Source organism: Rhizobium mulingense (assembly GCF_029194105.1).
GTDB lineage: Bacteria > Pseudomonadota > Alphaproteobacteria > Rhizobiales > Rhizobiaceae > Rhizobium > Rhizobium mulingense.
Genome location: NZ_JARFVE010000013.1, coordinates 182,825 through 205,973, shown reverse-complemented (window position 1 = coordinate 205,973; position 23,149 = coordinate 182,825). Strand labels below are relative to the sequence as shown.

Annotated in this window: 18 protein-coding genes and 1 pseudogene; 14 read left to right on the top strand and 5 right to left on the bottom strand. The window is 62.4% G+C overall.

From position 1 onward, the window contains the following. The 9 genes and pseudogenes from PYR71_RS25610 to PYR71_RS25570 form a co-directional block, all read left to right on the top strand. Positions 1-726, top strand: a 726-nt coding sequence (locus PYR71_RS25610) for a zinc-binding dehydrogenase (RefSeq protein ID WP_275621375.1), incomplete at its 5' end; no start/stop codon positions are given. A gap of 3 nt (positions 727-729) precedes the next feature. Next, positions 730-1,566, top strand: a complete 837-nt coding sequence (gene fghA, locus PYR71_RS25605) for an S-formylglutathione hydrolase (protein ID WP_275621374.1) — start codon at positions 730-732, stop codon at positions 1,564-1,566. Positions 1,567-1,623: 57 nt separating this feature from the next. After that, positions 1,624-2,196 (top strand): S-(hydroxymethyl)glutathione synthase, encoded by a 573-nt coding sequence (gene gfa, locus PYR71_RS25600; RefSeq protein ID WP_275621373.1) that lies wholly within the window; start codon positions 1,624-1,626, stop codon positions 2,194-2,196. A gap of 378 nt (positions 2,197-2,574) precedes the next feature. Beyond that, the gene (locus tag PYR71_RS25595; RefSeq protein ID WP_275621372.1) at positions 2,575-3,291 is read left to right on the top strand and encodes a GntR family transcriptional regulator; all 717 of its coding nucleotides are present in this window, start codon (positions 2,575-2,577) and stop codon (positions 3,289-3,291) included. Beyond that, entirely contained in the window at positions 3,288-4,199 is a 912-nt protein-coding gene (locus PYR71_RS25590) for a dihydrodipicolinate synthase family protein (RefSeq protein ID WP_183934814.1), read from the top strand. The genes PYR71_RS25595 and PYR71_RS25590 overlap by 4 nt, the downstream gene beginning before the upstream one ends. After that, complete coding sequence (locus tag PYR71_RS25585) at positions 4,192-5,709, top strand: aldehyde dehydrogenase (RefSeq protein WP_275621371.1); 1,518 nt, start codon at positions 4,192-4,194, stop codon at positions 5,707-5,709. Before PYR71_RS25590 ends, PYR71_RS25585 begins: the two co-directional genes overlap by 8 nt. Continuing rightward, positions 5,706-7,052, top strand: a complete 1,347-nt coding sequence (locus PYR71_RS25580; RefSeq protein WP_275621370.1) for an NAD(P)/FAD-dependent oxidoreductase — start codon at positions 5,706-5,708, stop codon at positions 7,050-7,052. Before PYR71_RS25585 ends, PYR71_RS25580 begins: the two co-directional genes overlap by 4 nt. A gap of 108 nt (positions 7,053-7,160) precedes the next feature. Then, positions 7,161-7,418: pseudogene (locus tag PYR71_RS25575) on the top strand (proline/glycine betaine ABC transporter permease); the annotation flags it as partial. An 85-nt stretch (positions 7,419-7,503) separates the two neighbouring features. Continuing rightward, positions 7,504-8,517, top strand: a complete 1,014-nt coding sequence (locus tag PYR71_RS25570) for a GlxA family transcriptional regulator (protein WP_275621369.1) — start codon at positions 7,504-7,506, stop codon at positions 8,515-8,517. 51 nt (positions 8,518-8,568) lie between these two features. Here the strand turns inward: PYR71_RS25570 and PYR71_RS25565 are convergent, their stop codons facing one another. Further along, positions 8,569-9,660, bottom strand: a complete 1,092-nt coding sequence (locus PYR71_RS25565; protein WP_275621368.1) for an FAD-binding oxidoreductase — start codon at positions 9,658-9,660, stop codon at positions 8,569-8,571. Then, positions 9,650-10,903 carry an aromatic ring-hydroxylating oxygenase subunit alpha gene (locus tag PYR71_RS25560; protein WP_275621367.1) on the bottom strand — a complete coding sequence of 418 codons (1,254 nt, stop codon included), beginning with the start codon at positions 10,901-10,903 and terminating at the stop codon, positions 9,650-9,652. The genes PYR71_RS25565 and PYR71_RS25560 overlap by 11 nt, the downstream gene beginning before the upstream one ends. 110 nt (positions 10,904-11,013) lie before the next feature. On the opposite strand from PYR71_RS25560, the gene PYR71_RS25555 reads away from it, so the two are divergent. After that, the gene (locus PYR71_RS25555; RefSeq protein ID WP_275621366.1) at positions 11,014-11,901 is read left to right on the top strand and encodes a LysR substrate-binding domain-containing protein; all 888 of its coding nucleotides are present in this window, start codon (positions 11,014-11,016) and stop codon (positions 11,899-11,901) included. Here PYR71_RS25555 and PYR71_RS25550 read toward each other — a convergent pair whose 3' ends face one another. Beyond that, on the bottom strand, positions 11,902-13,554 hold the full coding sequence (locus PYR71_RS25550; protein WP_275621365.1) for an acyltransferase: 1,653 nt from the start codon (positions 13,552-13,554) through the stop codon (positions 11,902-11,904). A gap of 68 nt (positions 13,555-13,622) precedes the next feature. Beyond that, positions 13,623-14,117 carry an Lrp/AsnC family transcriptional regulator gene (locus tag PYR71_RS25545; RefSeq protein ID WP_275621364.1) on the bottom strand — a complete coding sequence of 165 codons (495 nt, stop codon included), beginning with the start codon at positions 14,115-14,117 and terminating at the stop codon, positions 13,623-13,625. 172 nt (positions 14,118-14,289) lie between these two features. Here PYR71_RS25545 and PYR71_RS25540 point away from each other — a divergent pair, with 172 nt between their 5' ends. From PYR71_RS25540 to PYR71_RS25530, 3 genes are all read left to right on the top strand, one after another. Then, a complete protein-coding gene (locus tag PYR71_RS25540) occupies positions 14,290-14,496 on the top strand; it encodes a hypothetical protein (RefSeq protein ID WP_183934804.1) in 207 nt (68 codons plus the stop codon). 28 nt (positions 14,497-14,524) lie between these two features. After that, complete coding sequence (gene putA, locus PYR71_RS25535) at positions 14,525-18,232, top strand: trifunctional transcriptional regulator/proline dehydrogenase/L-glutamate gamma-semialdehyde dehydrogenase (RefSeq protein ID WP_275621363.1); 3,708 nt, start codon at positions 14,525-14,527, stop codon at positions 18,230-18,232. 222 nt (positions 18,233-18,454) lie between these two features. Continuing rightward, positions 18,455-20,995, top strand: coding sequence for a HAMP domain-containing methyl-accepting chemotaxis protein (locus PYR71_RS25530; RefSeq protein WP_275621362.1), 2,541 nt, complete (start codon positions 18,455-18,457; stop codon positions 20,993-20,995). Between the two features lie 35 nt (positions 20,996-21,030). Here the strand turns inward: PYR71_RS25530 and PYR71_RS25525 are convergent, their stop codons facing one another. Further along, positions 21,031-22,356 carry an NAD(P)/FAD-dependent oxidoreductase gene (locus PYR71_RS25525; protein WP_275621361.1) on the bottom strand — a complete coding sequence of 442 codons (1,326 nt, stop codon included), beginning with the start codon at positions 22,354-22,356 and terminating at the stop codon, positions 21,031-21,033. Positions 22,357-22,669: 313 nt separating this feature from the next. Between PYR71_RS25525 and PYR71_RS25520 the strand changes: the two genes are divergently transcribed. Continuing rightward, positions 22,670-23,146 (top strand): Lrp/AsnC family transcriptional regulator, encoded by a 477-nt coding sequence (locus PYR71_RS25520; protein WP_275621360.1) that lies wholly within the window; start codon positions 22,670-22,672, stop codon positions 23,144-23,146. The last annotated feature ends 3 nt before the right edge of the window (positions 23,147-23,149 follow it).

The following is a 23,149-nucleotide window of genomic DNA, read 5'->3' as shown; positions in this document are numbered from 1 at the left end:
TATATGGGCTGCTCGACCTTCGCCAATTACACCGTGCTGCCGGAGATCGCCCTTGCCAAGGTCAATCCCGACGCCCCCTTCGACAAGATCTGCTACATCGGCTGCGGCGTGACGACCGGCATCGGCGCGGTGATCAACACCGCTAAGGTCGAGATCGGATCGACGGCGATCGTCTTCGGTCTCGGCGGCATCGGCCTCAACGTGCTGCAGGGCTTGAGGCTTGCCGGCGCCGACATGATCATCGGCGTCGATATCAACCCCGACCGCAAGGCTTGGGGCGAGAAGTTCGGCATGACGCATTTCGTCAATCCGAAGGAGGTCGGCGACGACATCGTGCCCTATCTCGTCAACATGACGAAGCGCAATGGCGACCTGATCGGCGGCGCCGACTATACCTTCGACTGCACCGGCAACACCAAGGTGATGCGCCAGGCGCTGGAAGCCAGCCACCGCGGCTGGGGCAAATCGATCATCATCGGCGTTGCCGGCGCCGGCCAGGAGATTTCCACCCGACCGTTCCAGCTGGTCACCGGCCGCAACTGGATGGGCACCGCCTTCGGCGGCGCGCGCGGCCGCACCGACGTGCCAAAGATCGTCGACTGGTACATGCAAGGCAAGGTCCAGATCGACCCGATGATCACCCACACCATGCCGCTCGACGACATCAACAACGGCTTCGAGATGATGCACAAGGGTGAAAGCATCCGCGGCGTGGTCGTGTACTAAGCCATGAAAACCATCTCGATCGACAAGTCTTACGGCGGCACTCAGGGCGTCTATGTCAACCGCTCCGAGGCCTGTGACTGCGACATGACCTTTGCAGTGTTCGTGCCGCCGCAGGCGGCCGAGGGCAAGCGCCCGGTTCTGTGGTACCTGTCCGGCCTGACCTGCACGCATGCCAATGTCATGGACAAGGGCGAGTATCGGCGGCTTGCCGCCGAGCTCGGGCTGATCGTCGTCTGCCCGGATACCAGCCCCCGCGGTGATCACGTTCCTGACGAGCCCGACAATTGGCAGTTCGGCAAGGGCGCCGGCTTTTATGTCGATGCCACCGAGCCGCCGTTTTCGGCGAATTATCGCATGTACAGCTACATCACCGACGAGCTGCCGCGCCTGCTTGCCGCGGAATTCCCCGTCGACATGGATCGCCAGGGGATCTTCGGCCATTCGATGGGCGGTCATGGCGCGATCACCATCGCGCTCAAGAACCCCGACCGGTTCCGCAGCTGCTCGGCCTTCGCGCCGATCAGCCACCCCTCGGTTTCCGGCTGGTCGAAACCGGCCTTGCGGAAATATCTCGGCGCCGACGAAAACACCTGGCGGGCCTATGACACCTGCTCGCTGATCGAAGACGGGCATCGCTTCCCCGAGCTCTTGGTCGACCAGGGGACGGCGGACAGCTTCCTGGAGGATGGGCTGCGTCCCGATGAACTCCGGCAGGCCTGCGAGGCGGCGGGTATTCCCCTCAGGCTGCGCATGCAGGAAGGCTACGGACACTCCTACTTTTTCATTTCGACATTCATGGACGATCATCTGCGCTGGCACGCGCAGAGGTTGGAGAACTGATTTTAGCGAGCTCGGCCGGGCATAACGCAAACGGCCAGGGAGGAAGGGAGACAAGCAATGAGCAGCATAGCCATTCATCCGGCAGTGGATTCAGGCTTTCGAGCGACTGACGCTGCTTTCACAGGCGGGACGCTCGTATGCAAATGCACGAGTAATCCCGTCAAGGTCAGGATCAAGGGCGATATCGCCCACAATCACGCCTGCGGCTGCACCAAGTGCTGGAAGCCCGAGGGAGCAGTCTTTTCGGTCGTGGCGGTCGCCCCGACCGAGAGCGTCGAGGTGCTGGAGAACGGCGACAAGCTCGCCGTCGTCGATCCCGCTGCCTTGATCCAACGGCACGCCTGCAAGCAATGCGGCGTGCATATGTACGGGCCGGTCGAGCGCGAACATCCGTTCCAGGGATTGTCATTCGTCCATCCGGAGCGCTTCCAGGAAAGCGGCTGGGCCAAGCCCACCTTTGCCGCCTTCGTCTCATCGATCATCGAAAGCGGCTTCGATCCCGCCAAGATGGACGCGGTAAGGGCGCAGCTGAAGGCTTCGGGCCTCGAACCTTATGATTGCCTGTCGCCCGGCCTGATGGACTATATCGCGACGTGGACTGCCAAGAAGAGCGGTGTGCTCGCCGCCTGAATTTTCCGGGGAGCGCCGACGCCGGTGCTCCCCGATCAAGCCGGGCATTGGACGATAGACGTTCCATGTTGCCCCAGCGCTCCGCCGGTTTGTCCGCGGCGCTTCCGACCTCCGATAATCTGCCGCGACGCCGGCTTTTCCCACACTTTGCTACGACAATCAGCTTGGAGAAGACTGCGCGATGCGTCGAGCGCCGCGGGGCCTGAGCACTCACATTCGCGGATGGCTCGGTCTTCGATCAACGCAACCGTCGTGGCGCCGGGAGAATTGTGTTTTCTTTGAATACTGATTGTGTACGCAAAGTACACAATTATTGACTCCTGCCGGGAGGCGTGTCATCGTCCCCGTCGTAGAGCAACGAATGGCCGGAGATCGACGATGGCGAAGACACCCAAGAGCAATCTCTACGAAGATCTGAAACGCCAGATTCTGACCATGGAACTGGACCCGGACACTGATCTGGACGAGGCCAGTTTGAGCGAAAGGTACGGGCTTTCCCGGACGCCGGTGCGGGACATATTCCGCCGTCTTGCCGGAGAGGGGTATATCGATATCCGCGAAAACAGGGGTGCGCGGGTCATCCCGATGAACCACTCGACGCTGCGGAATTTCTTCCTCGTTGCGCCGATGATCTATGCGGCGGTCGGCCGTCTCGCCGTGCAGAATTTCAAGCCCGCACAGCTTGCCGAGCTGAAACAGACGCAGGAACGGTTCCGCGCCGCCAGCCAGAATGCGGACGCTCTGGCGATGGTGCTGGAGAACAATCGCTTTCACGAAATCTTTGGCGAAATGTCGGGCAACGTCTACATGCAGCCGAGTCTCGGCCGGCTGCTCATCGACCACGCGCGCATCGGCCACACGTTTTTCCGGCCGAAAAACGAGGATATGAGGCGGCGGCTTCGACTGGCCGTCGAACATCACGACGGCTTTATCGCAGCGCTCGACGCTCACGACGAGGATGCCGTCGTCGATCTCGTTTTTGAACACTGGGAATTGTCCCGCGAGAACATGGAGATGTTCATCGCTCCGCAGGGCCTCAAGGCGGACGCCTTCGTGGGCGGTCCAGCCACGCAAATATTGGAGAAGTCGCCGTGAAATTTGAGGGGATCTACACGCCGGCGGTAACGCCGCTCGATCGCAATGGTCAGATTGACCGGGCGGGATTTGCCGCCGTGCTCGAGTCGCTGATCGAAGCGGGCGTCCACGGCATCATCGTCGGCGGCTCGACGGGCGAATATTACGCGCAGAGCAGTCAGGAGCGTTTCGAACTCGCGGCCTATGCGAAAGAGGTCATCGGCACGCGGCTGCCGCTCATCATCGGGACCGGCGCCACGCGCACCGAGGATTCGGTTGAATATGCCAGGGCGGCAAAGGAAATCGGCGCGGATGCGATCCTGGTGTCGTCGCCGCCCTATGCGTTGCCGACCGAGCGAGAGAATGCCGTTCACGCCCTGACGGTCGATCGCGCCGCCAACCTGCCGATTATGCTCTACAACTATCCCGCCCGCATGGGTGTGGTGATGGGCGAGGAGTATTTCTCGCGCGTCGGCAAGTCGAAGAACGTCGTCGCCATCAAGGAAAGCTCGGGCGACATGGGCAACCTTCACCGGCTCGCCCGCAAGTTTCCGCATATTTCGCTGTCCTGCGGCTGGGACGACCAGGCGCTCGAATTCTTCGCCTGGGGTGCGAAGAGCTGGGTCTGCGCCGGCTCCAACTTCCTGCCGCGCGAGCATGTCGCCCTCTATGAGGCCTGCGTTGTCGAGAAGAATTTTGACAAGGGCCGGGCGATCATGAGCGCGATGCTGCCGCTGATGGACTTCCTCGAATGCGGGAAATTCGTCCAGTCGATCAAGCACGGATGCGAGATCATCGGCCTCAAAGCCGGCCCCGTGAGAGCGCCGCTGCGCGGACTGAACTCCGAAGAGAAAAGAACCCTTGAGACCGTCGTTTCCACGTTGAAGCGCACGATCGGCCAGATCACGTCGGGAGCCAACCATGCATGAACCTTTGACCGCGACCGAATACAAGGCGATCGCCGCCGGTCTTCAACTTCCGACGAATGCCTTCATCGATGGCGCATTCCGTCCGGCAAATTCCGGCAAGACTTTCACCTCGATCAATCCCGCCACCGGCGAGGTCCTGGCCGAAATCGCAGCCTGCGATTCCAGCGACGTCGATTTCGCCGTTGAGAAGGCGAGAGAGGCCTTTGAAGACGGGCGCTGGCGGCTCCGCTCGCCAGGCGAGCGCAAGGAAGCGCTGCTGAAGCTTGCCAAGTTGCTGGAGCGCAACAGGCACGAACTCGCCGTCATGGAAAGCCTCGACAGCGGCAAACCGGTCCGCGAATGTCAGACCGTCGACGTTCCCGACAGCATTCATACGCTGCGCTGGCATGCGGAACTGATCGACAAGCTCTACGACAACACCGCTCCTGTCGGCGCCAACGCGCTGACGATGATCGTGCGTGAGCCGATCGGCGTCGTCGGCTGCGTGCTGCCGTGGAATTTCCCGCTGCTAATGCTCGCCTGGAAGATCGGCCCGGCGCTTGCCGCCGGCTGCTCGGTTATCGTCAAGCCGGCGCAGGAAACGACGCTCACGACGCTGCGCGTCGCCGAACTCGCCCTCGAAGCCGGCATTCCGGCCGGTGTCTTCAACGTCGTCACCGGTTCCGGCCGCGAAGTCGGCGAGCCGATCGGCCTGCATATGGATGTCGATATGGTGGCCTTCACCGGCTCGACGCCGACCGGCCGCCGCTTCCTGCGCTATGCGGCGGATTCGAACCTCAAGAAGGTCGTGCTCGAATGCGGCGGCAAGAACCCTGCCGTCGTTCTCGACGATGCCGAGGACCTCGATCTCGTCGCCGAGCAGGTCGTCAACGGCGCCTTCTGGAACATGGGCGAGAATTGCTCGGCCACCTCGCGCCTCATCGTCCATGCCAGGGTCAAGGACGAACTGATGAAGCGCATCGGCGCCTATATGCGCGAATGGAAGACAGGCGATCCGCTCGATCCTGAAAACCGTATCGGCGCGCTCGTCAGCAAGTCGCACTACGAGAAGGTCAAATCCTTTCTCGACGATGCCAAGACGGAGAAGCTGTCGGTCACCCAGGGCGGCGAAACCTATAATGGCATCTTCATCGAGCCGACGCTTGTCGAGGACGTGACGCCGGCGAGCCGCCTTTTCCAGGAAGAGATCTTCGGGCCGATCCTGTCGGTCACGACATTCAACACGCTCGCCGAGGCAACCGCTTTGGCCAACGACACCAATTACGGCCTGACGGCATCCGTCTATACGGGCAGCCTGCGCAATGCGATCCGGCTGACCCGCGACATCCGCGCCGGCCTGATCACCGTCAACTGCTTCGGCGAAGGCGACGCCACCACGCCGTTCGGCGGCTACAAGGAGTCCGGCTTCGGCGGCCGCGACAAGTCGGTCTTCGCTCACGACAACTATTGCGAACTCAAGACCATCTGGATCGACATATCCGACCGGTCGGTCGACGAGACGATCCGATGAGCCGCCATGTGATCAAGTACCTGCCGACAGACACCGGCGTTTCGGGATGGGAGGCGACCAGCGAACGCACCTTTCCCGTAGCGGCGCTTGAGCACGACATTACGGCCGACTGGCTGATCATCGGCGGCGGGTTTGCCGGCCTGTCGGCAGCGCGCCGTCTCTCGCAATCGCGCCCTGGGGACAAGATTGTCGTCCTGGATGCGCGTGAGCTTGCCAAGGGGCCGGCCGGGCGGAATTCCGGCTTCATGATCGACGTGCCGCACAACCTGTCGTCGGGCGAGTATTCGGTGGCCGACGAAGCGGCGACGAAGGACGAGATCCGTCAGAACCGTCTGGCGATCTCCTTCGCGGCCGATGTCGCAGCCGAATACGGCCTGTCGCGCGAGACCTTCGATCCGGCGGGCAAGGTGAATGCCGCGGCCTCCGAGCGGGGGATGGGGCTGAACGACAATTACCGGAAGTCGCTGGAAAAGATCGGCGAGGAACATCGTGTTCTCGATGCCGCTCAGATGCGGGAGATGACCGGTTCGCACTATTATCGCGGTGGGCTCTATACGCCGGGTGCGGTGATGATCCAGCCGGCCGACTATATTCGCGGCCTGGCGCGCGGGATCTCCTCCAAGGTGATCATCCACGAGCACTCGCCGGTCCTGGAGCTTTCCCGTAAAGGCCGGACCTGGAAGGCAAAGACGGCCTGCGGTTCCGTTTCTGCACCCAAGGTCATTCTGGGGGTAAACGGCCATATTCAGAGCTTCGGCCACTTCCGGGGGCGGCTGATGCACGTCTTCACCTATGCGTCGATGACATCGGCCTTTTCCCAGAATGAATTCGGCGGCGATGTCACCGGCGTCGATCGTTGGGCGCTGCTGCCGGCCGACCCCATGGGCGCAACGGTGCGCAAGATCACCAAAGACGGGCTTTCCAGGATCGTCGTCCGGACGAGGTTCACCTACGACCCGAGTCTCAAAGTGTCGGAGAAACGGGTCGCCGGCATCGCCGCCGAACAGCGCAGGTCGTTCGATGCCCGTTTCCCCGGGCTGGAGCGCCTGCCGATGGAATACAGCTGGGCGGGTGCGCTCTGCCTCAGCCGAAACCATGTTCCGGCGTTCGGCGAGGTCGAGGAAGGACTTTTCTCCGCCTGCTGCGAGAACGGTCTCGGCACCGTCAAGAGCACGCTTGCCGGGATCATGGCGGCGGATCTTGCGACAGGAGTGGCCGGCCCGGAGCTCGACAAATTCAAGAACCAGCCGGAACCGACGAGATTGCCTCCCGAGCCGATCGCTTGGCTGGGCATCAACTCGGTCATCCGCTTTCAGGAATTGCGTGCGGGCCGCGAGGGATGATCCCTGGTCGCGGAAAATGAAGAGCACCGCCTGCAGATTTCGATGGAGAAGGGACGAAAGCTAGGAGTAATAACAATGAAAACTTCGTGGAAGGCTTTCTGCGAGACGGCAGCGATCTTGTTCAAGATCCGTCCTCCCTTTGCGCTTCCGACCATCATGGCGGATCAAGCTGAGCCTAACGACGGCGTCCGGCGTGGCCGTCGTCGTGGGCATTGCGGGTTCAGGCCGGCTCGAAGGAATGTTCTGCGGCGCGATCAGGACGGTCGATATCGCGACCTCAATCATGCAGCAATCGCCATCGTGCTATTGACCATGGTGACTGACCGAATATGGCAGAGCGCCGCTCACTTGGGGAATTGGAAGGAAGTCATGAATAGTTTGGACTTGCAGTTTCCCTCCGGCGCTTTCCTGATGCCGGCCGTCGGCTGGCTCCACATGGCAGGAGATGAACATGCGAGCTGAGCAGCATCGGGTGGCTGACGATGGCGCAAAGCAGGCAGCGCGACTCAAAGTGGGGTTCGTTCTGTCGCGTTCCTTCACGCTGTCGGCCTTCGCCTTATTCGTGGATACGCTCAGGCTTGCCAGCGACGAACAGGATCGTTCCGGAAGGGTGCTTGCCGACTGGCAGGTGATAGGCAGCACGCGGCATCTGATCACTTCCAGCTGCGGCGTCCAGGTGGCGCCGACCTCGGATTTTGTCGACCCGTCAAGGTTCGATTATATCGTGGTCGTCGGCGGCCTGCTGACGGTCGAAAATCCCGTCGACCAGCAGACAATCACCTTCCTGCGGCAGGCGGATGCGAGGAAGGTGCCGCTGATCGGCGTGTGCACCGGTTCGTTCATCCTGGCGGCGGCGGGCCTGATGAAACGGCACGAATCCTGCGTCAGCTGGCTGCATTACAAGGAGTTTCGGGAGCGCTTTCCGGAGCTTGCCGTCCGCTCCGACCGGCTCTTCAATCTCGACCGGCAGCGCGGGTCCTGCGCCGGCGGCAGCAGCGCTGCCGACATGGCGGCATTGCTGGTGAGAAAGTACATCAGCCGCGACGCCGAAAGGAACGCGCTTGAGGTGCTTCAGATCGAGAAGGCTCGAACGCCATCGGATATTCAGCCGCGGCGTCCCCTCTATGATGACTATGACGACGCCCGCGTCAAGGCGGCGATGATTACCATGGAGCAGTTCGTCGACGGCAGCATGCCGATCGAGAAGCTTGCCGCCATGGTCGGGCTCTCGCGGCGGCAGCTGGAGCGGATCTTCATTGAAAAGACGGGAATGTCGCCCGCCAAGGCCTACAATCGGGTACGCATGGAACGGGCAAAATCGATCCTCGCCCAGTCGAAGGCGCCGCTCATCGAGATCGCGCTCGACGTCGGCTTCGAAAACGCCTCGCAGTTCACGCGGACGTTCAAGCGCACATTCGGGCAGACGCCCTCGCAGCATCGTGCGGCGGCCTTGAGAGCACACTGAAGCGTCAGTATATCCCGGCAGTTCCCGTATCGAAGACTGACGCGGTGTCGCTCAGCGTTCGATGACGAGATCGCTGAGCGGCTTCGAGCAGCAGGGCAGGAAGAAGCCGGCATCGATCTCCCTCTGGCGGATACCGCCATTGTGGTTCATGTCGACCGCGCCTGAGGTGAGCTTCGACTTGCAGGTGCCGCAGACGCCATTGGCGCAGGAGTAAGGGATCCTGACGCCCGCCTTCTTCGCGCAGGAGAGCACGCTCTCATCGCCTGTGACCTCGATGCTGCGGGCCTGCTTCGGGAAGGTGACCTGGAAGACCTTGGCGGATGCTTCCTGGATCGCGGGGATTTCAGGCGCGTCGATGACGGCGGCGTCGAAGCTTTCTTCGAGATAGTGCGCGGCGGGAACGCAGAGTTCGGCGGCAATGCCCCGCGCTGCCGCCATGAACGGCGCGGGGCCACAGCACATCACGGTTCGTTCGGCGATATCGGGAACCGCCAGCCTGACATAATCCGCCGAAATGCGGCCGGTGAGCCCGGACCAGGAGGGCTCGCCTGCAACCGTTTCCGGCAGGAAATGCAGCCGCAGCCCCTTCCGCCTGCGGGCGATGCAGGCGAGTTCGTCGCGGAAGATCAGATCGAGCGGCGTGCGCGCCGCATGCATGAAGACGACGTCGGCCGGCGCGCAGCTGTCGGCGAGTTCACGAAGAATGGACATGACGGGCGTAATGCCGGAGCCGCCGGAGAGCAGCAGAAGCTTCGGCTTCGATGCCTCGGACCGGACGAAATGGCCGAGCGGGCCGTTCGCCTTGACCGACGCCCCCGGCACCAGCGTGTCGTGAAGCCAGTTGGAGATCTTGCCGCCGGGAACGCGCTTCACCGTCACCGAGAAGGCGTTCGTGCGGTGCGGCGAAGAGGAGATGCTGTAGCACCGGCTCTCAGGCTCGCCGTTGTGCTCGAGGTCGAACAGGAAATACTGGCCGGCCTTGAAGGCGAAACGCTTGCCGTCAGGAGAGGCGAAGGTGAAGGTCTTGACGTCATGGGTCTCCTGCTGCACGTCGAGGCAGACGAGTGTGTCGTCTTCCTCCGGATTCCAGACGTCGTGACGGGTTGCCTTTGCGAGCGGCGCTTGCGGGTTCCTAGTATCCATGAGCGCGCATCCGGTCGATGTACCAGGTGGCGAACTTGTCGAGGTTCGTCTCGGAGAAGCGGGAATAGGGACCTGGCTGATAAGCAGGATCGAGAGCGCCGGCATGGGAGCGAGCGACGAGGTCGGCGTCCTGATCCGTCGTTGCGAACCAGACATCCGTCAGCTTGTCGAGGTCGTAATCGACCCCTTCGACGGCGTCCTTGTGGACCAGCCACTTGGTGCGGACCAGCGTCTTGCCGGCCGACAGCGGGATGACGATTGCCACGACGGCATGGTCGCCCATGAAATGATTCCAGCTGTTATGGCCCCAGAGATGGATGTCGCCGAGATCCTTGCGGGTCATCTGCCCGAGCAGCTTGGAAGAGGCGGCGGTGGCGTCATGCGTCTGGGATTCGCCGGCGCCAGCGATGATCAGCCGCTGCGTGCGGAAGTTGGTGGCGCAGTCGGCGAGCTGCTCGATGGCGGCGGATGGGAAGCCATCGGCTTCCCATGCCTGGGTGCGTTCCTCGTAAAGCCGGAAATGCTCCTCGGCCTGTTCCCGGTCCTCGGGGCTCAGCGCTTCGGGATCGAAGCCGAAATCGAGATCGACGAAGGAGACGCAGAGCTCTGGATGGTTGGCGGAGCAATGATAGCACTCGCGATTGTTCTCCATCGTCAGCTTCCAGTTGCCGTCCTCGATGACGTCGGTCTGGTGGGCGATCTTGGCGTTACGGATGTCGTAGGGCGCGAGACGCTCGACCATCGCCTGCTCGAGGCCGGCAATGTCCTCGGGCGGATTGTCGGACAGGCAGACATAGATCAGGCCGCCGATCGATTTGAAGGTAACCGGCTTCAGACTGTGACAGTCCTTGTCGAAATCCTTGCCCATATGGGGGGCATAGCTGAGCTCGCCCGTCAGTTCATAGGTCCAGGTGTGATAGGGACAGACGAGCTTCGAGACGATCGTCTTGCCCGGATTGAGAAGACGGGAGCCGCGATGGCGGCAGACATTGTGCAGCACGCGGATTTCGCCGTCGTCGTCGCGCAGCAGGATCAGGCTCGTCTTACCGATGTCGACGACGATGGCGTCGCCGGGCTCCGGAACATCGCAGTCGAGGCCGACACAGATCCAGTGCTTGTGGAAGAAGACATCGATATCCGCTTCGAACACGTCTTCGCGGATGTAGAGCCCGGCCGGCAGCGAATGGCCGTCCGCGCGGGAGTCGAGAAGTGCCGAAATGGAAGAAGGAAGCCTGTTTAGCATGAGAACCCCTTATGTGAGAGTTTCCCTAGATTGCTGTTGCAGCGCGGGGCTTTCAACGGCATAAAAAATCACGCTCACATAATATTTTCTCATGTGAATAGGATTTCGAGATGCAGTTTCGAAGACGGCTCCCGTCGCTGACGGCGCTGGTGACGCTGGAAGCGGTGCTGCGCAGGAAAAGTTTCACGCTGGCAGCTACGGAGCTCGGCGTCACTCAGGCGGCCGTCAGCAGGCAGATTGCATCGCTAGAGGAGGAGCTCGGCCAGACGCTGTTCCTGCGCAAGCACAGGGCGATCGAACCGACGCCGGCCTGCGTCAGCCTCGGCGCGACACTGGCGAAGAGTTTCGCCGATATCGCCGAGAGCGTGGAAGCGATCCAGTCGCGCAGCCAGGATGTGGTGACGATCGGCGCGACCGTCGCCTTCTCCTCTTTCTGGCTGCTGCCGCGGCTTGCCGAATTCCGCCGGGCCAATCCGGGCATTCTGGTGCGGGTGATATCTCAGGATAACCCGATCAGTCTTGATGACGGGGAGATCGACGTGGCGATCCGATACGGCGTGCCTCCCTTCAGCGATGGAACCGTCATTGCCTCGCGCGGCGACGTCGTCTGCCCCGTCTGCTCTCCCGACCACCTCCGGCGCAGGGGACATGGCCCGCTTGGCCCCGCCGACGAATTCATCGAGACAGATGTGCTCGATCGCTCGTGGTATGGCTGGGCGCAATGGGTGTCGCTGACCGGCGGTAATATCGAGATCAAGCCGGCGCTTCGCTTCAACCACTACACCGAAAGCATCGCGGCGGCGCGCGCGGGGCAGGGGATCGCCCTTGGCTGGCGCATGCTGATCGGCACTTTCCTGGAGGACGGAACCCTGGTGCCGGCCTCGGAAACCGAGCTTGCCGCCGAAGGCCGCTACAATGTCATCGTGCCGATCAAAGCCAAGCGCAGCAATGCGCGCGATCTCGCCGCCGCCTGGCTGACGGCATCGCTGCACGGTTGATCAGAGGCCGAGGCCTGGGGTAGCCGTTCGATGAACGCCCTTCGGAACGAAGGCGAACTGATCCGCCAAACCGAGGAAATCGGCCGCCAGGTGAATGACCGAAAGCCACATTTCCGTTCCCTGCAGGCTCGGTTCGCAGCCGTCGGCGAATGGGAAACCCCCGCCATCCCACCATCTGTCGAGTGCCCTGGATATCAGACCGCGGGCGATCGCCTCGCCATCGGTCCGGCGGTAATCGGTCTGCCGCCCGATCAGCAGCAGCGGATGGATCGTGTCGAGCAGGTTGCAGGCATTGTATTTCTCGGCAACGAAGCCTTTGTGGTTGCGATAATTCAGATGAACGGTCTCGATCGCGGCAAGCGGATGCGGAAGCGGCATGCCGAACTGGGCATAGGTGCCGCGCGTCAGGCGATAAAAACCGTTCACCGGCTGGAGCCATCCCTCCAGCGCCGTCGGCTCGCCCCAGAGGCCAGAGACGCCGTTGGCATTGCGGCTCAGCCATTCGAAGAGCGCCTGCCACGGCCCTTTGATGCCGAAATACCTGGCGTTGAAATACATCGCGGTTCCGATAGCATCCACGACGCTACCGGCATGCCATGCCCGGCTCGACCAGGGCAGGGCGCTCAGCCATTGCTCCAGCTCCTGAGCATCGATCTGAACCGCCTGGATCGGGTGCTGTGGCCCGGAGCCGAGCAGCTCGAGCGCATAGCCGATCGAGAGCACATTGTAGAGCGCCTTCGGATCTTCTTTCAACGCCCATTCCTGTGCACGCGAATGCGCTTCCGGAAAGAGGCCCGTCTCCCGATCCTGAAGGCCCTGGAGACGCTCGACGGTTTGCGCCGCATCGAGCCCGGGCGGCAGCTGATCGAAGCCGGCGGCGATCTCGATTGCATCGCAGAGATGCCGGATCGCCGGCCGCCTCACGCCGTCCGCTTCCAGCGATTCATAGGCCTCGGGTGTCTTCCAGTGCGCAAGGATATCAGGCCATTGCTCTCTCGCCTTCTGCCCAAGTCTGACCAACTGATCTTCGATCTCTCCTATGCCGGATTTCTTGGCCGGTGCGCCCCGGCTCCGCAGCACTTTTGCCGGTACGCCGCCGGCAATCGCAAGCGCAGGAATATCTTGCGTGACGACCGCCCCGCCGGCGACGACGGCGCCGTTGCCGATCGTGACGCCATCGAGGATCACGCAATTGGCGCCGATCCAGACATCGTTGCCGATGACGATGCCGATGCTGACGACGCCCTGGCGATGGATCGGCCGATCGGGATCGTCGAATCCATGATTGAAGCCGACGATCGATGCATGTGAAGCAATCCGCACGCCATTGCCACACGACACCTTGCCGGAAACGCAGGCATAGGGATTGATAGAGCAATCGTCGCCGAGGATGACGTCGCCCCGGACAAGCGCATGCCCCGCAATCCAAGACCGCTCGCCCATCCTCAGGCTCTCGGTAAAGATCGCAGCATTTTCGGCGATGTAGGAGGTCTCGGCCAGTTCCGCGCCGCATGACCGCCTGAGCTCCGCCTTGCGGGCGAGGTGGGCGCGATGATCGAGATCTGCCGCAATGCGTTCCCAGGGGAGATATTGCAGCCTGCGCCCCTCCCTCTCGTCGCTCGCCGACACTTTCGGACTGTTGGCTTGGTCCATGTTGTTCCTCGCTCTCAGATTCAGGCGCTGAATTTCGGCTGAGCAGGACTGTCGGCAGCCGTCTTCCTTCACGAAAGGCTCGACCCGAACTTGCCCCAGCCTTCCTTGATCGTCTCCATCGCCACATTGGTCGAGGTGTTGGCAACGTGGGGCAAAGTCGAGATGCGCTCGCCGAGGACGCGGCGGTAGCGGCCGATGTCGCGGGTGCGGATCTTGAGGAGATAATCGAACCGGCCGGCGATCATATGGCACTCTTCGACTTCCCGGATCTTCTTGATGGCTTCGTTGAAGCTTCTCAGCGCATCCTCGCGGGTGTCGGAGAGCTTCACCTCGACGAAGGCGATGTGGTCGAGCTGCATTTTCGACGGATTGAGCACGGCCTTGAAGCCTTCGATATAGCCGTCGGCAATCAGCCGCTTGAAGCGGATCTGGCACGGTGTCTTCGAAAGCCCGACACGGGCGGCGAGATCGGTGATCGACAGCCTGCCATCCTCGGCGAGTGCCGCGAGGATCTTTCTGTCGAACTGGTCCAATTCACTAAAGACCTCGGTTTCTGTGGCCATTTGAACTCTCGTTGCACGAGTTATAAGTTCATACAGCTGAAAAACCGTTGAAATCAAGTAAGATCGCGATTTGCGACTGTGGTAGATTATGCATCGGCAATGGGAGGAAGGGCGCGGCCGCTTGGCGCATTGCCGGGATCGATGGCTGCGACGCGCAAAGGGGAGATCACGGATGCATGAGAGAAAAGCGGATGGCGATCAAGAACCGGATCTGCTCGCTCACTACCGGCCGGTGGCAATAAGAGCGGTCGCGGCCGCATTCACCCTCAAGCGCGACAAGCGCAATGCACGTCCGCTTCGCGAGACGGAATATTCCGGCCCGATTTTCACGGACGATGCCACCTGGGATGATGAGCCCGGTGTTCCATTTATCCGTTAGACGCAACATTCACTGATCAGGATCTCCCATGTTGAACGCAGCGATCGACCCCGCATCCTCCAAAGAACCCGCCGGCGGCGCGCCGTTCGCCGCCTTTGCCCCGCCGATCCGGCCGCAATCGGAACTTCGCCAGGCGATCACGGCGGCATACCGCCGTCCGGAAACCGAATGCCTGCCGCCGCTCGTCGCTGCCGCGCGGGTTTCCGAAGCGAAGCGTTATGACATCCGCAACACGGCCCGCACGCTGATTGAAGCCTTGCGCGCCAAGCACAAGGGCACCGGCGTCGAAGGGCTGGTGCAGGAATATTCGCTTTCCAGCCAGGAAGGCGTGGCGCTCATGTGCCTTGCCGAAGCGCTGTTGCGCATTCCCGATACCGACACCCGCGACGCGCTGATCCGCGACAAGATCGCCGAGGGCAACTGGACCTCGCATATCGGCGGCGGCAAATCGATGTTCGTCAACGCCGCCACCTGGGGTCTCGTCGTCACCGGCAAGCTGACATCGACGGTCAACGCCCGCAGCCTGTCGGCAGCGCTGACGCGGCTGATCGCGCGGGCCGGCGAACCGGTCATCCGTCGCGGCGTCGACATGGCGATGCGCATGATGGGCGAGCAGTTCGTCACCGGCGAGACGATCGAGGAGGCGCTGAAGCGCGCCCGGCCGCTCGAAGCGCGCGGCTTCCGCTATTCCTACGACATGCTGGGCGAGGCCGCGACGACGGCCGCCGACGCCGAGCGTTATTTCAAGGATTATGAAAAGGCGATCCACGCCATCGGCAAGGCCTCGAACGGACGCGGCATCTATGACGGCCCTGGCATTTCGATCAAGCTTTCGGCGTTGCACCCCCGCTATGTCAGGGCGCAGGCCGGTCGCGTGATGGGAGAATTGTTGCCCAAGGTCAAGGCGCTCGCCGTTCTCGCCAAGACCTATGATATCGGCCTCAATATCGACGCCGAGGAGGCCGACCGACTGGAGCTTTCGCTCGACCTGCTCGAGGAACTCTGCTTCGCGCCGGAGCTTGCCGGATGGAACGGGCTCGGTTTCGTCGTGCAGGCCTATGGCAAGCGCTGCCCCTTTGTGCTCGATTACATTATCGATCTCGCCGGCCGGTCTGGGCGCCGGATGATGGTTCGTCTCGTCAAGGGCGCCTATTGGGATGCGGAAATCAAGCGCGCCCAGCTGGATGGCCTCGATGACTATCCCGTCTATACCCGCAAGATCTACACCGACGTCGCCTATATCGCCTGCGCGCGCAAGCTGCTCGGTGCGCCCGATGCCGTCTTCCCGCAATTCGCCACCCACAATGCGCAGACGCTGGCGACGATCTATCATCTGGCCGGTCCCGATTTCGCGGTCGGCAAATACGAGTTCCAGTGCCTGCACGGCATGGGCGAACCGCTCTATGACGAGGTCGTCGGCAAGGAAAAGCTCGACCGGCCCTGCCGCATCTATGCGCCTGTCGGAACCCATGAGACGCTGCTCGCCTATCTGGTGCGCCGCCTCCTCGAGAACGGCGCCAACTCCTCCTTCGTGCACCGCATCTCCGATCCGAACGTTTCGGTCGAGGCGCTGATCGCTGATCCCGCCGAGACCGTTGCGGCTATGCCTGTCGTCGGCGCTCCTCATGTGCAGATTGCTGCGCCGAAGGCGCTCTACGGCCATGCCCGCGCCAATTCGGACGGGCTCGATCTCTCGAACGAGGCGACGCTGACGGATCTGGCGCAGGCGCTCGCCGCCACGGCCGCAAGCCCGTGGCATGCGCTGCCGATCCTCGCCGACGGTTCCACCGACGGCGTAACCCGCGATGTTCTCAATCCTGCCGATCATCGCGACGTCGTCGGCACGGTCACCGAGTTGAAGGTCGAGGAGGCGGCCCGTATCGTTGCGATGGCGGCCGACTATGCACCGCAATGGGCGGCCGTGCCGCCGGCCGAGCGGGCGGCCTGCCTGGAGCGGGCGGCCGACATCATGCAGGCCCGCATCAAAACCCTGATGGGCATCGTCATGCGCGAGGCCGGCAAATCGGCGGCCAACGCCGTCGGCGAAGTGCGTGAGGCGATCGACTTCCTGCGCTATTACGCCGAACAGGCGCGCAAGACCCTCGGGCCGTCGCATCTGCCGCTCGGCCCGATCGTCTGCATCAGCCCGTGGAATTTCCCGCTGGCGATCTTCACCGGACAGGTGGCCGCTGCGCTGGTTGCAGGTAACCCGGTGCTGGCGAAACCTGCCGGCGTGACGCCAATCATCGCCTCGGAGAGCGTGAAGATCCTTCATGAGGCGGGCGTGCCTGTGGGCGCCCTGCAGTTCGTGCCCGGCAGCGGTCGGCTCGGCGCCGGCATGGTCGGAGCTTCCGAAACAGCCGGGGTCATGTTTACCGGCTCGACCGAAGTCGCCCGGATGATCCAGGCGCAGCTCGCCGAGCGGTTGTCTTCGACCGGCAAGCCGATCCCGCTGATCGCCGAAACCGGTGGTCAGAACGGCATGATCGTCGACTCCTCGGCATTGGCCGAACAGGTGGTGGCCGACGTTATTGCGTCTGCTTTCGACAGCGCCGGCCAGCGGTGCTCGGCGCTTCGGGTTCTGTGCCTTCAGGACGATATCGCCGACAGGACGATTGCCATGCTGAAGGGCGCCTTCCGCGAGCTGACGGTCGGCCGTACCGATCGCCTGAGCGTCGATGTCGGGCCCGTCATCAATGATGGCGCGAAGTCGGAGATCGATCAGCATATCGAGCAGATGCGCGGCGCAGGCTGCAAAGTGGAGCAGTTGAAGCTGCCCGCAAGTGCTGCGGCGGGCACCTTCGTTCCGCCGACGATCATCGAGATCAAGTCGCTGTCGGATCTGACCAAGGAGGTCTTCGGACCGGTCCTGCATGTCTACCGCTTCAAGAGAAACGGTCTCGACCGCCTGATCGACGACATCAATGCCTCGGGCTACGGCCTCACATTCGGGCTTCACACGCGGCTTGACGAAACCATCGCGCATGTGACGAGCCGCATCAAGGCCGGCAACCTCTATGTCAACCGCAATATCATCGGCGCCGTCGTCGGCGTCCAGCCTTTCGGCGGCCGCGGCCTGTCGGGAACAGGTCCGAAGGCAGGCGGTCCGCTCTATATCGGCCGCCTGGTGCAGCGCGCCCCGGTGCCGCCGCAGCAGGATTCGGTTCATACGGACCTTGCCCTGCGCGACTACATCGTCTGGCTCGACAAGAAGGGCCTGTCGGGTGAAGGGGAGGCGGCGCGCGGTTATGCCGGCCGCTCGGCGCTTGGGCTCGAACGCGAGCTCACCGGCCCGGTCGGCGAGCGCAATCTTTACGCGCTGCATCCGCGCGGCCGCATTCTGCTCGTGCCGCAGACGGAGAGCGGGCTCTATCGCCAGATCGCCGCAGCCCTTGCAACGGGCAATCATGTCGCGGTGGATGCCGGTTCCATCTCGAAATCGGTGCTCGCGGATCTTCCGGCGGCGGTCGCCAGCCGGATTTCCTGGACCTCGGACTGGGAAAAAGACGGACCTTTCTCGGGCGCGCTCGTCGAGGGGGATCGCGACAGGGTGCACGCGGTCAACAAAAGGATTGCGGGTTTGCCGGGTCCGCTTCTCCTGGTTCAGGCCGCCTCGAGCGAAGAACTTGCCAGCGATCCCGAGGCCTATTGCCTGAACTGGCTGCTGGAAGAGGTCTCCACCTCGATCAACACCGCCGCTGCCGGCGGCAATGCCAGCCTTATGGCGATCGGCTGACTGAGACCGACGAGGGCGCAGAAAACACGCCCTGGTCCCACCATCTGTGCTCCGACGAAACTCGACACGATTGACTATTTTTTTAAGAGTTATGCCTATCCTGATGGCCTCGGGCGCGGCCACCGCCAATTGAGGACAATGGTCAATTTGCACGCAAGCGTGCTGTTGCGTGGTGGGCGCCGGAGTGAAGAGCCGAATTTCCTGAGCGGGGGCCACCATTTCATGTCGTTGATTGATCGTCTGTTGCAGCGTATGCGGATCGTGACGAAGGTCCTCTTCTTTGTGGTGCCTCTCGTCATCCTCATCGCGGGCATCGGCCTGTTCGGTTATTTCACGGCTGGTACGCTGAATGGCCAAATGACTCTGACCCGGCAGACGATCGATACGCTTTCCAGTTTCCAGCAGCTGCGCTCGTCGCTCACCGCCTTTACCGATCTTCCGACACCGGCGAGGCGCGATCGGCTGGTCGCCAGCATCGGCGATCAGCAGAAGGGTGCGGCGACGCTCGATGCCATGTTGATCGATCCCGCCCAGAAACAGCAGATTTCCGCCGTGCGTCAACTCGGCGCCAAGATGCAAGGCGGCGCCGACGCGCTCTGGGCGGTGGCGCAGGAGCGTGCCAATACCGAACTTACGATCGATGGGGCGGTGGCGCAACTTTTCAAGGAAAGCCAGACCGCTCGCAAGCAGCTCGATGTTCTTCAGGACCAGGCCGATGGCAAGGAGGCCTTCGTCCGGGCACTGCTTCTCGACGCCTCGGTCTACAAAAATCTCGCGGGCCGGATTGCGAAATTGCGCAAGGCGACCGCAGGCGCAGCCGACCCTCAGAAGCTGGCCCAGGCTATCGGCAGCCTTCTGCCGCCGCTCGTCAAGGAAGTCGGCGAGAGCGAGGCGCTTGGCTCCGATAAGGCGAAAAGCCAGATCGCTTCGCTGAAGCCGGTTCTGGACAAGCTTGCCGCGATGGCGAAAGACAGCGCCAACCTGTCGCTCCAAGGCTATACTCCCGTCGACCAGGATCTGCAGCGTTTCGAGGAGCAGTTTGCAAAACTTGCTTCCGGCAATGCCGATACAGCGATCGAGCGGTTTGCCGGCATGGATGTGAGCATAGCAACGCTTCGCTCGATGGTGGCGATCGTCAATGCTGCTTTCAAATCGATCGACGATCTGCGACTGCACCTGAGCGAACTGAACAGGCGCGTCGACGCCGAGTCACGCGATGCGGTTCTGGTCGATCTGAAAGCCTTGCGCGAAAGCGCTGCAAAGCTCGAGCCCTTGAGCGGCAAGAACGCCGCTTTGAAGGATCTTGCCAAGAAGATCGAGCCTTCCCTTGCCTTGATCGAAAAGGGGACCTCGGCACTGATATCGATCGCGGATCAGTGGCAGGGCAATAAGCAGGCGGCGACCGAGCTGGTGGCGGCCGCAAGTCACACGCTCGAACAATTCGTCAGCACGGCGCAGGAGAGCGGCAAGGAAATCAGCCAGCGCTCGGCCACGATGTCGCTCTCGGCCATGATTGCCGGCACGGTGCTTGCCATCATCGGCGGACTGATGCTGATCGAGACGCTGCGCGGACCGCTGAAGCGGATCACCCAGACGATGACCAGACTTGCTGCCGGCGATCTCAATGTACCGATCGGCGATGGCAAGCGCGGCGATGAAATCGGCGATATGATCCGCTCCGTGACGGTCTTCCGTGACCAGGCACTCGAAAAGACGAGGCTCGAAGAGGTCGCTGAAACGAACAGGGCGAGGGAAGAACAGGAGCAGGCCCGCCGCGCAGCCGAGCAGGCACGCATCGAAGCCGAGCAGAGTGAGGCTCTGGACGCTCTCTCTGACATGCTCGGCAAACTCGCCGACGGCAACCTCGCTGCTGTGATGAGCGAGGAGCTGGCCGCCGATTATGTCGCGATGGCCAGGACCTACAACCAGGCGATCGATGCGCTGCGCCGCACACTCGCCGAGGTCCGCAACACCACCTATGAAATCGCCGAGGGGAGCACCAATCTTTCGGGTGCGGCCGACGATCTGGCGCGGCGCACGGAACAGCAGGCAGCCGCTCTCGAAGACAGCTCACGCGTGCTTGGCGAGCTGACCGCCAGCGTCCGTACGACGGCGGAAAATGCGCGCCAGACATCGGTTTCCGTCGCTGAGGCGCATCGGCAGGCGGAGCATTCCGCGGCCGTCGTCGCCAAGGCGGTCGACGCCATGGATGCCATCAACCGGTCGTCGGACAAGGTCTCCAGCATCATCGGTGTAATTGACGAGATCGCCTTCCAGACCAATCTTCTCGCACTCAATGCCGGTGTCGAGGCGGCGCGGGCTGGAGAGGCGGGCAGGGGCTTTGCCGTTGTCGCACAAGAGGTGCGCGAGCTCGCACAGCGTTGCGCCACCGCTGCGCGCGAGATCAAGGGTCTTATCTCCAACAGCGCATCGCAGGTCGGCGCGGGCGTCAAGCTCGTCGAGGAGACCGGCGAGGCGCTGGCGGCGATCATGGAGCACTTCACCTCGATCAACGGGCTGGTGCAGGTCATTTCGACGGCCACGAGCACCCAGTACAAGGGGATCGACGAGGTCAACAACGCCGTTCGTGACATCGAGCATATCACCCAGCATAATGCCGCCATGGTCGAGGAAAACACCGCCGAAATTCACCGGTTGCGGCAGCAGGTGGAACTGCTGAACGAGCGCATCTCCCGCTTTCAGACCGCTGACGGCCGCAGGGCGTCAACGGCCGCCAGCCAGCGGATCGCCCTAGCCTCCTAAACGGCGTCTATGTCTTTCCCCTGGGGCGCGCCTCTTTAGAAATCGGCGACTTTGCCCCAGGCGGACGCCGCGAAGCGGCTGGGATGGTAGGGCCGCGGATCGACGATGGGCTCATCGTCGGTGACGATGTCGGCAATCAGATGACCGGCGCCGGGTCCGATGCCGAAACCATGTCCGCTGAAGCCCGCAGCGAGGATGAAGCCGGGGAGGGTGGCGATCTCACCGATCCCAGGCACGCCGTCGGGCGTGCTGTCGATATAGCCCGCCCAGGCTGCACTGATGCCGCTATCCCTCAAGGCAGGCAGAAGCTCGAGCGCCCGCGCATGTGTCAGGGCAATGGTGGCCGCATCGACCGCCGGGTCGAGGATGCGCATGCGCTCCATCGGCGTCTGGCCGTCGAGCCGCCAGCGCGCCAGGGATTCATGGCCGGAACGAATTCCCTCCAATCCGCCTGGCGCGAGGCTGCGCCAGCGCCGGGCGAACATCGGCAGGAATTGGGGCGCGAAACGGAACTGCTGTGCAGTGGGATCGACGCGGCCGCGGCCGCTGATCGCCAAAGTGTAACCGCCATCGCCGCGACGCGTCACGGAAACCGCCGATGTATGCAGCGCATCCGGCAGGCCGCTCGCACCTGGTGACACAGAAAGGATCGACGAGCGGATCGAGGCTTGTGGGAAACGAATGCCAAGCTGGCGGCAGAAGGAGGAAGCCCAGGCGCCACCGGCGAGGATCGCGACCTTTGTCCGGATCGTGCCATGCTCGGTAACGACGCCCGCAAGCCTGCCGCCTTCGATGTCAACGCCGCGGGCCGCACAAGACTGATGCACCGTGCCGCCGAGCTTGACGATTGCACGCGCGACGGCCGGCGCCGCATTTGCCGGATCGGCGGTGCCGTCGGTCGGTGAAAATACCCCGCCTTTCCACACGGCGCCGGTCGCACGCCCGCGTTCGGTTGCCTCCGCGCTGCTCAGCATATGCGTCGTGACGCCGACCGACCGGGCGAATTCGCCCCAGCAGGCCCAGCCGGAAAGCTCCTCGTCGCTGTTGCTGAGATAGAAGAGACCGCAGCGGCGGAAGCCGGTGTCCTCGCCGGTTTCGGCCGCGAAGCGCTCCCACAAATCGAGGCTCTTCGTCGACATCGGCAATTCACGGGCGTCGCGGTTCTGCTGGCGGCACCAGCCCCAGTTGCGGCTCGATTGCTCCGCGCCGACAAGCCCCTTTTCGACGAGGGCGACTTTCAATCCGCGCCGGGCGAGATAATAGGCGGCGAAAACGCCGACAATGCCGCCGCCGATCACCACCGCATCGGCGGCAGCAGGCAGCTCCTGTGTGGTGTCGACGCGCGTGAGCGGTGCGGGCATGGCATGGTCTCCGTTTCGATCCTGAAGCGCGTCGCCCGCGCTTTAGCTTTTTGTTCTTGCATGTCGTTATCGCAAAACCGCTGCATTTTTTGCGCGACATGCCCTAGTCTAGCGGATCCGACGTTTCGCCTTTGCCGGAGATCGGCCGGCGACAGCAGAAGATTCTGTCCTGTGGGGAGTCCGGCAGCCATTTCTGCTTCGTCATGTGCCTCAACCTGATCGACACCGCCCTGCTATGTGTTAAGCTCGACGTTGGAAAGTCGCAGCATAATCTGCTGCGTCGTTGGCGACCTCAAGCAGACGAAGGCGCGTGATGAAACTCGACCGGATCGACATAAAAATCCTCTACGAACTGCAGAAGAATGGCCGCGTCACCAATGTAGAACTCGCCGAGCTGGTCAATCTGTCGCCGAGCCCGTGCCTGATGCGCGTGAAGAAGCTGCAATCCGAAGGCTACATCGAAGGCTATTCGGCCCAGATCAATGTCAGCAAACTCGGGCAGACGCTGACCGTGTTCACCGAGATCACCCTGAAAAACCATCGGCAGATCGACTTCGCCCGTTTCCTCGCGGCAATCGAGAAGGTCGACCAGGTGATCGAATGCCATCTGGTTTCGGGCGGCTATGATTATCTCTTGAAATTCGTCACGGCCGGAATCGACGAATACCAGACGATCATGGAGCGGCTCACCGATATGGACGTCGGCATCGACAAATATTTCAGCTTCGTCGTCCTGAAATCGCCGATCACCAAAGCCCACATGCCGCTGACCACTTTGTTTCCGCATTAGAGA

Excerpts from the sequence above, each read along its gene's own strand:
- fghA (WP_275621374.1), top strand. The coding sequence starts at position 730 with ATGAAAACCATCTCGATCGACAAGTCTTACGGCGGCACTCAGGGCGTC.
- gfa (WP_275621373.1), top strand. The coding sequence starts at position 1,624 with ATGAGCAGCATAGCCATTCATCCGGCAGTGGATTCAGGCTTTCGAGCG.
- PYR71_RS25595 (WP_275621372.1), top strand. The coding sequence starts at position 2,575 with ATGGCGAAGACACCCAAGAGCAATCTCTACGAAGATCTGAAACGCCAG.
- PYR71_RS25585 (WP_275621371.1), top strand. The coding sequence starts at position 4,192 with ATGCATGAACCTTTGACCGCGACCGAATACAAGGCGATCGCCGCCGGT.
- PYR71_RS25580 (WP_275621370.1), top strand. The coding sequence starts at position 5,706 with ATGAGCCGCCATGTGATCAAGTACCTGCCGACAGACACCGGCGTTTCG.
- PYR71_RS25570 (WP_275621369.1), top strand. The coding sequence starts at position 7,504 with ATGCGAGCTGAGCAGCATCGGGTGGCTGACGATGGCGCAAAGCAGGCA.
- PYR71_RS25565 (WP_275621368.1), bottom strand. The coding sequence starts at position 9,660 with ATGGATACTAGGAACCCGCAAGCGCCGCTCGCAAAGGCAACCCGTCAC.
- PYR71_RS25560 (WP_275621367.1), bottom strand. The coding sequence starts at position 10,903 with ATGCTAAACAGGCTTCCTTCTTCCATTTCGGCACTTCTCGACTCCCGC.
- PYR71_RS25555 (WP_275621366.1), top strand. The coding sequence starts at position 11,014 with ATGCAGTTTCGAAGACGGCTCCCGTCGCTGACGGCGCTGGTGACGCTG.
- PYR71_RS25550 (WP_275621365.1), bottom strand. The coding sequence starts at position 13,554 with ATGGACCAAGCCAACAGTCCGAAAGTGTCGGCGAGCGACGAGAGGGAG.
- PYR71_RS25545 (WP_275621364.1), bottom strand. The coding sequence starts at position 14,117 with ATGGCCACAGAAACCGAGGTCTTTAGTGAATTGGACCAGTTCGACAGA.
- PYR71_RS25540 (WP_183934804.1), top strand. The coding sequence starts at position 14,290 with ATGCATGAGAGAAAAGCGGATGGCGATCAAGAACCGGATCTGCTCGCT.
- putA (WP_275621363.1), top strand. The coding sequence starts at position 14,525 with ATGTTGAACGCAGCGATCGACCCCGCATCCTCCAAAGAACCCGCCGGC.
- PYR71_RS25530 (WP_275621362.1), top strand. The coding sequence starts at position 18,455 with ATGTCGTTGATTGATCGTCTGTTGCAGCGTATGCGGATCGTGACGAAG.
- PYR71_RS25525 (WP_275621361.1), bottom strand. The coding sequence starts at position 22,356 with ATGCCCGCACCGCTCACGCGCGTCGACACCACACAGGAGCTGCCTGCT.
- PYR71_RS25520 (WP_275621360.1), top strand. The coding sequence starts at position 22,670 with ATGAAACTCGACCGGATCGACATAAAAATCCTCTACGAACTGCAGAAG.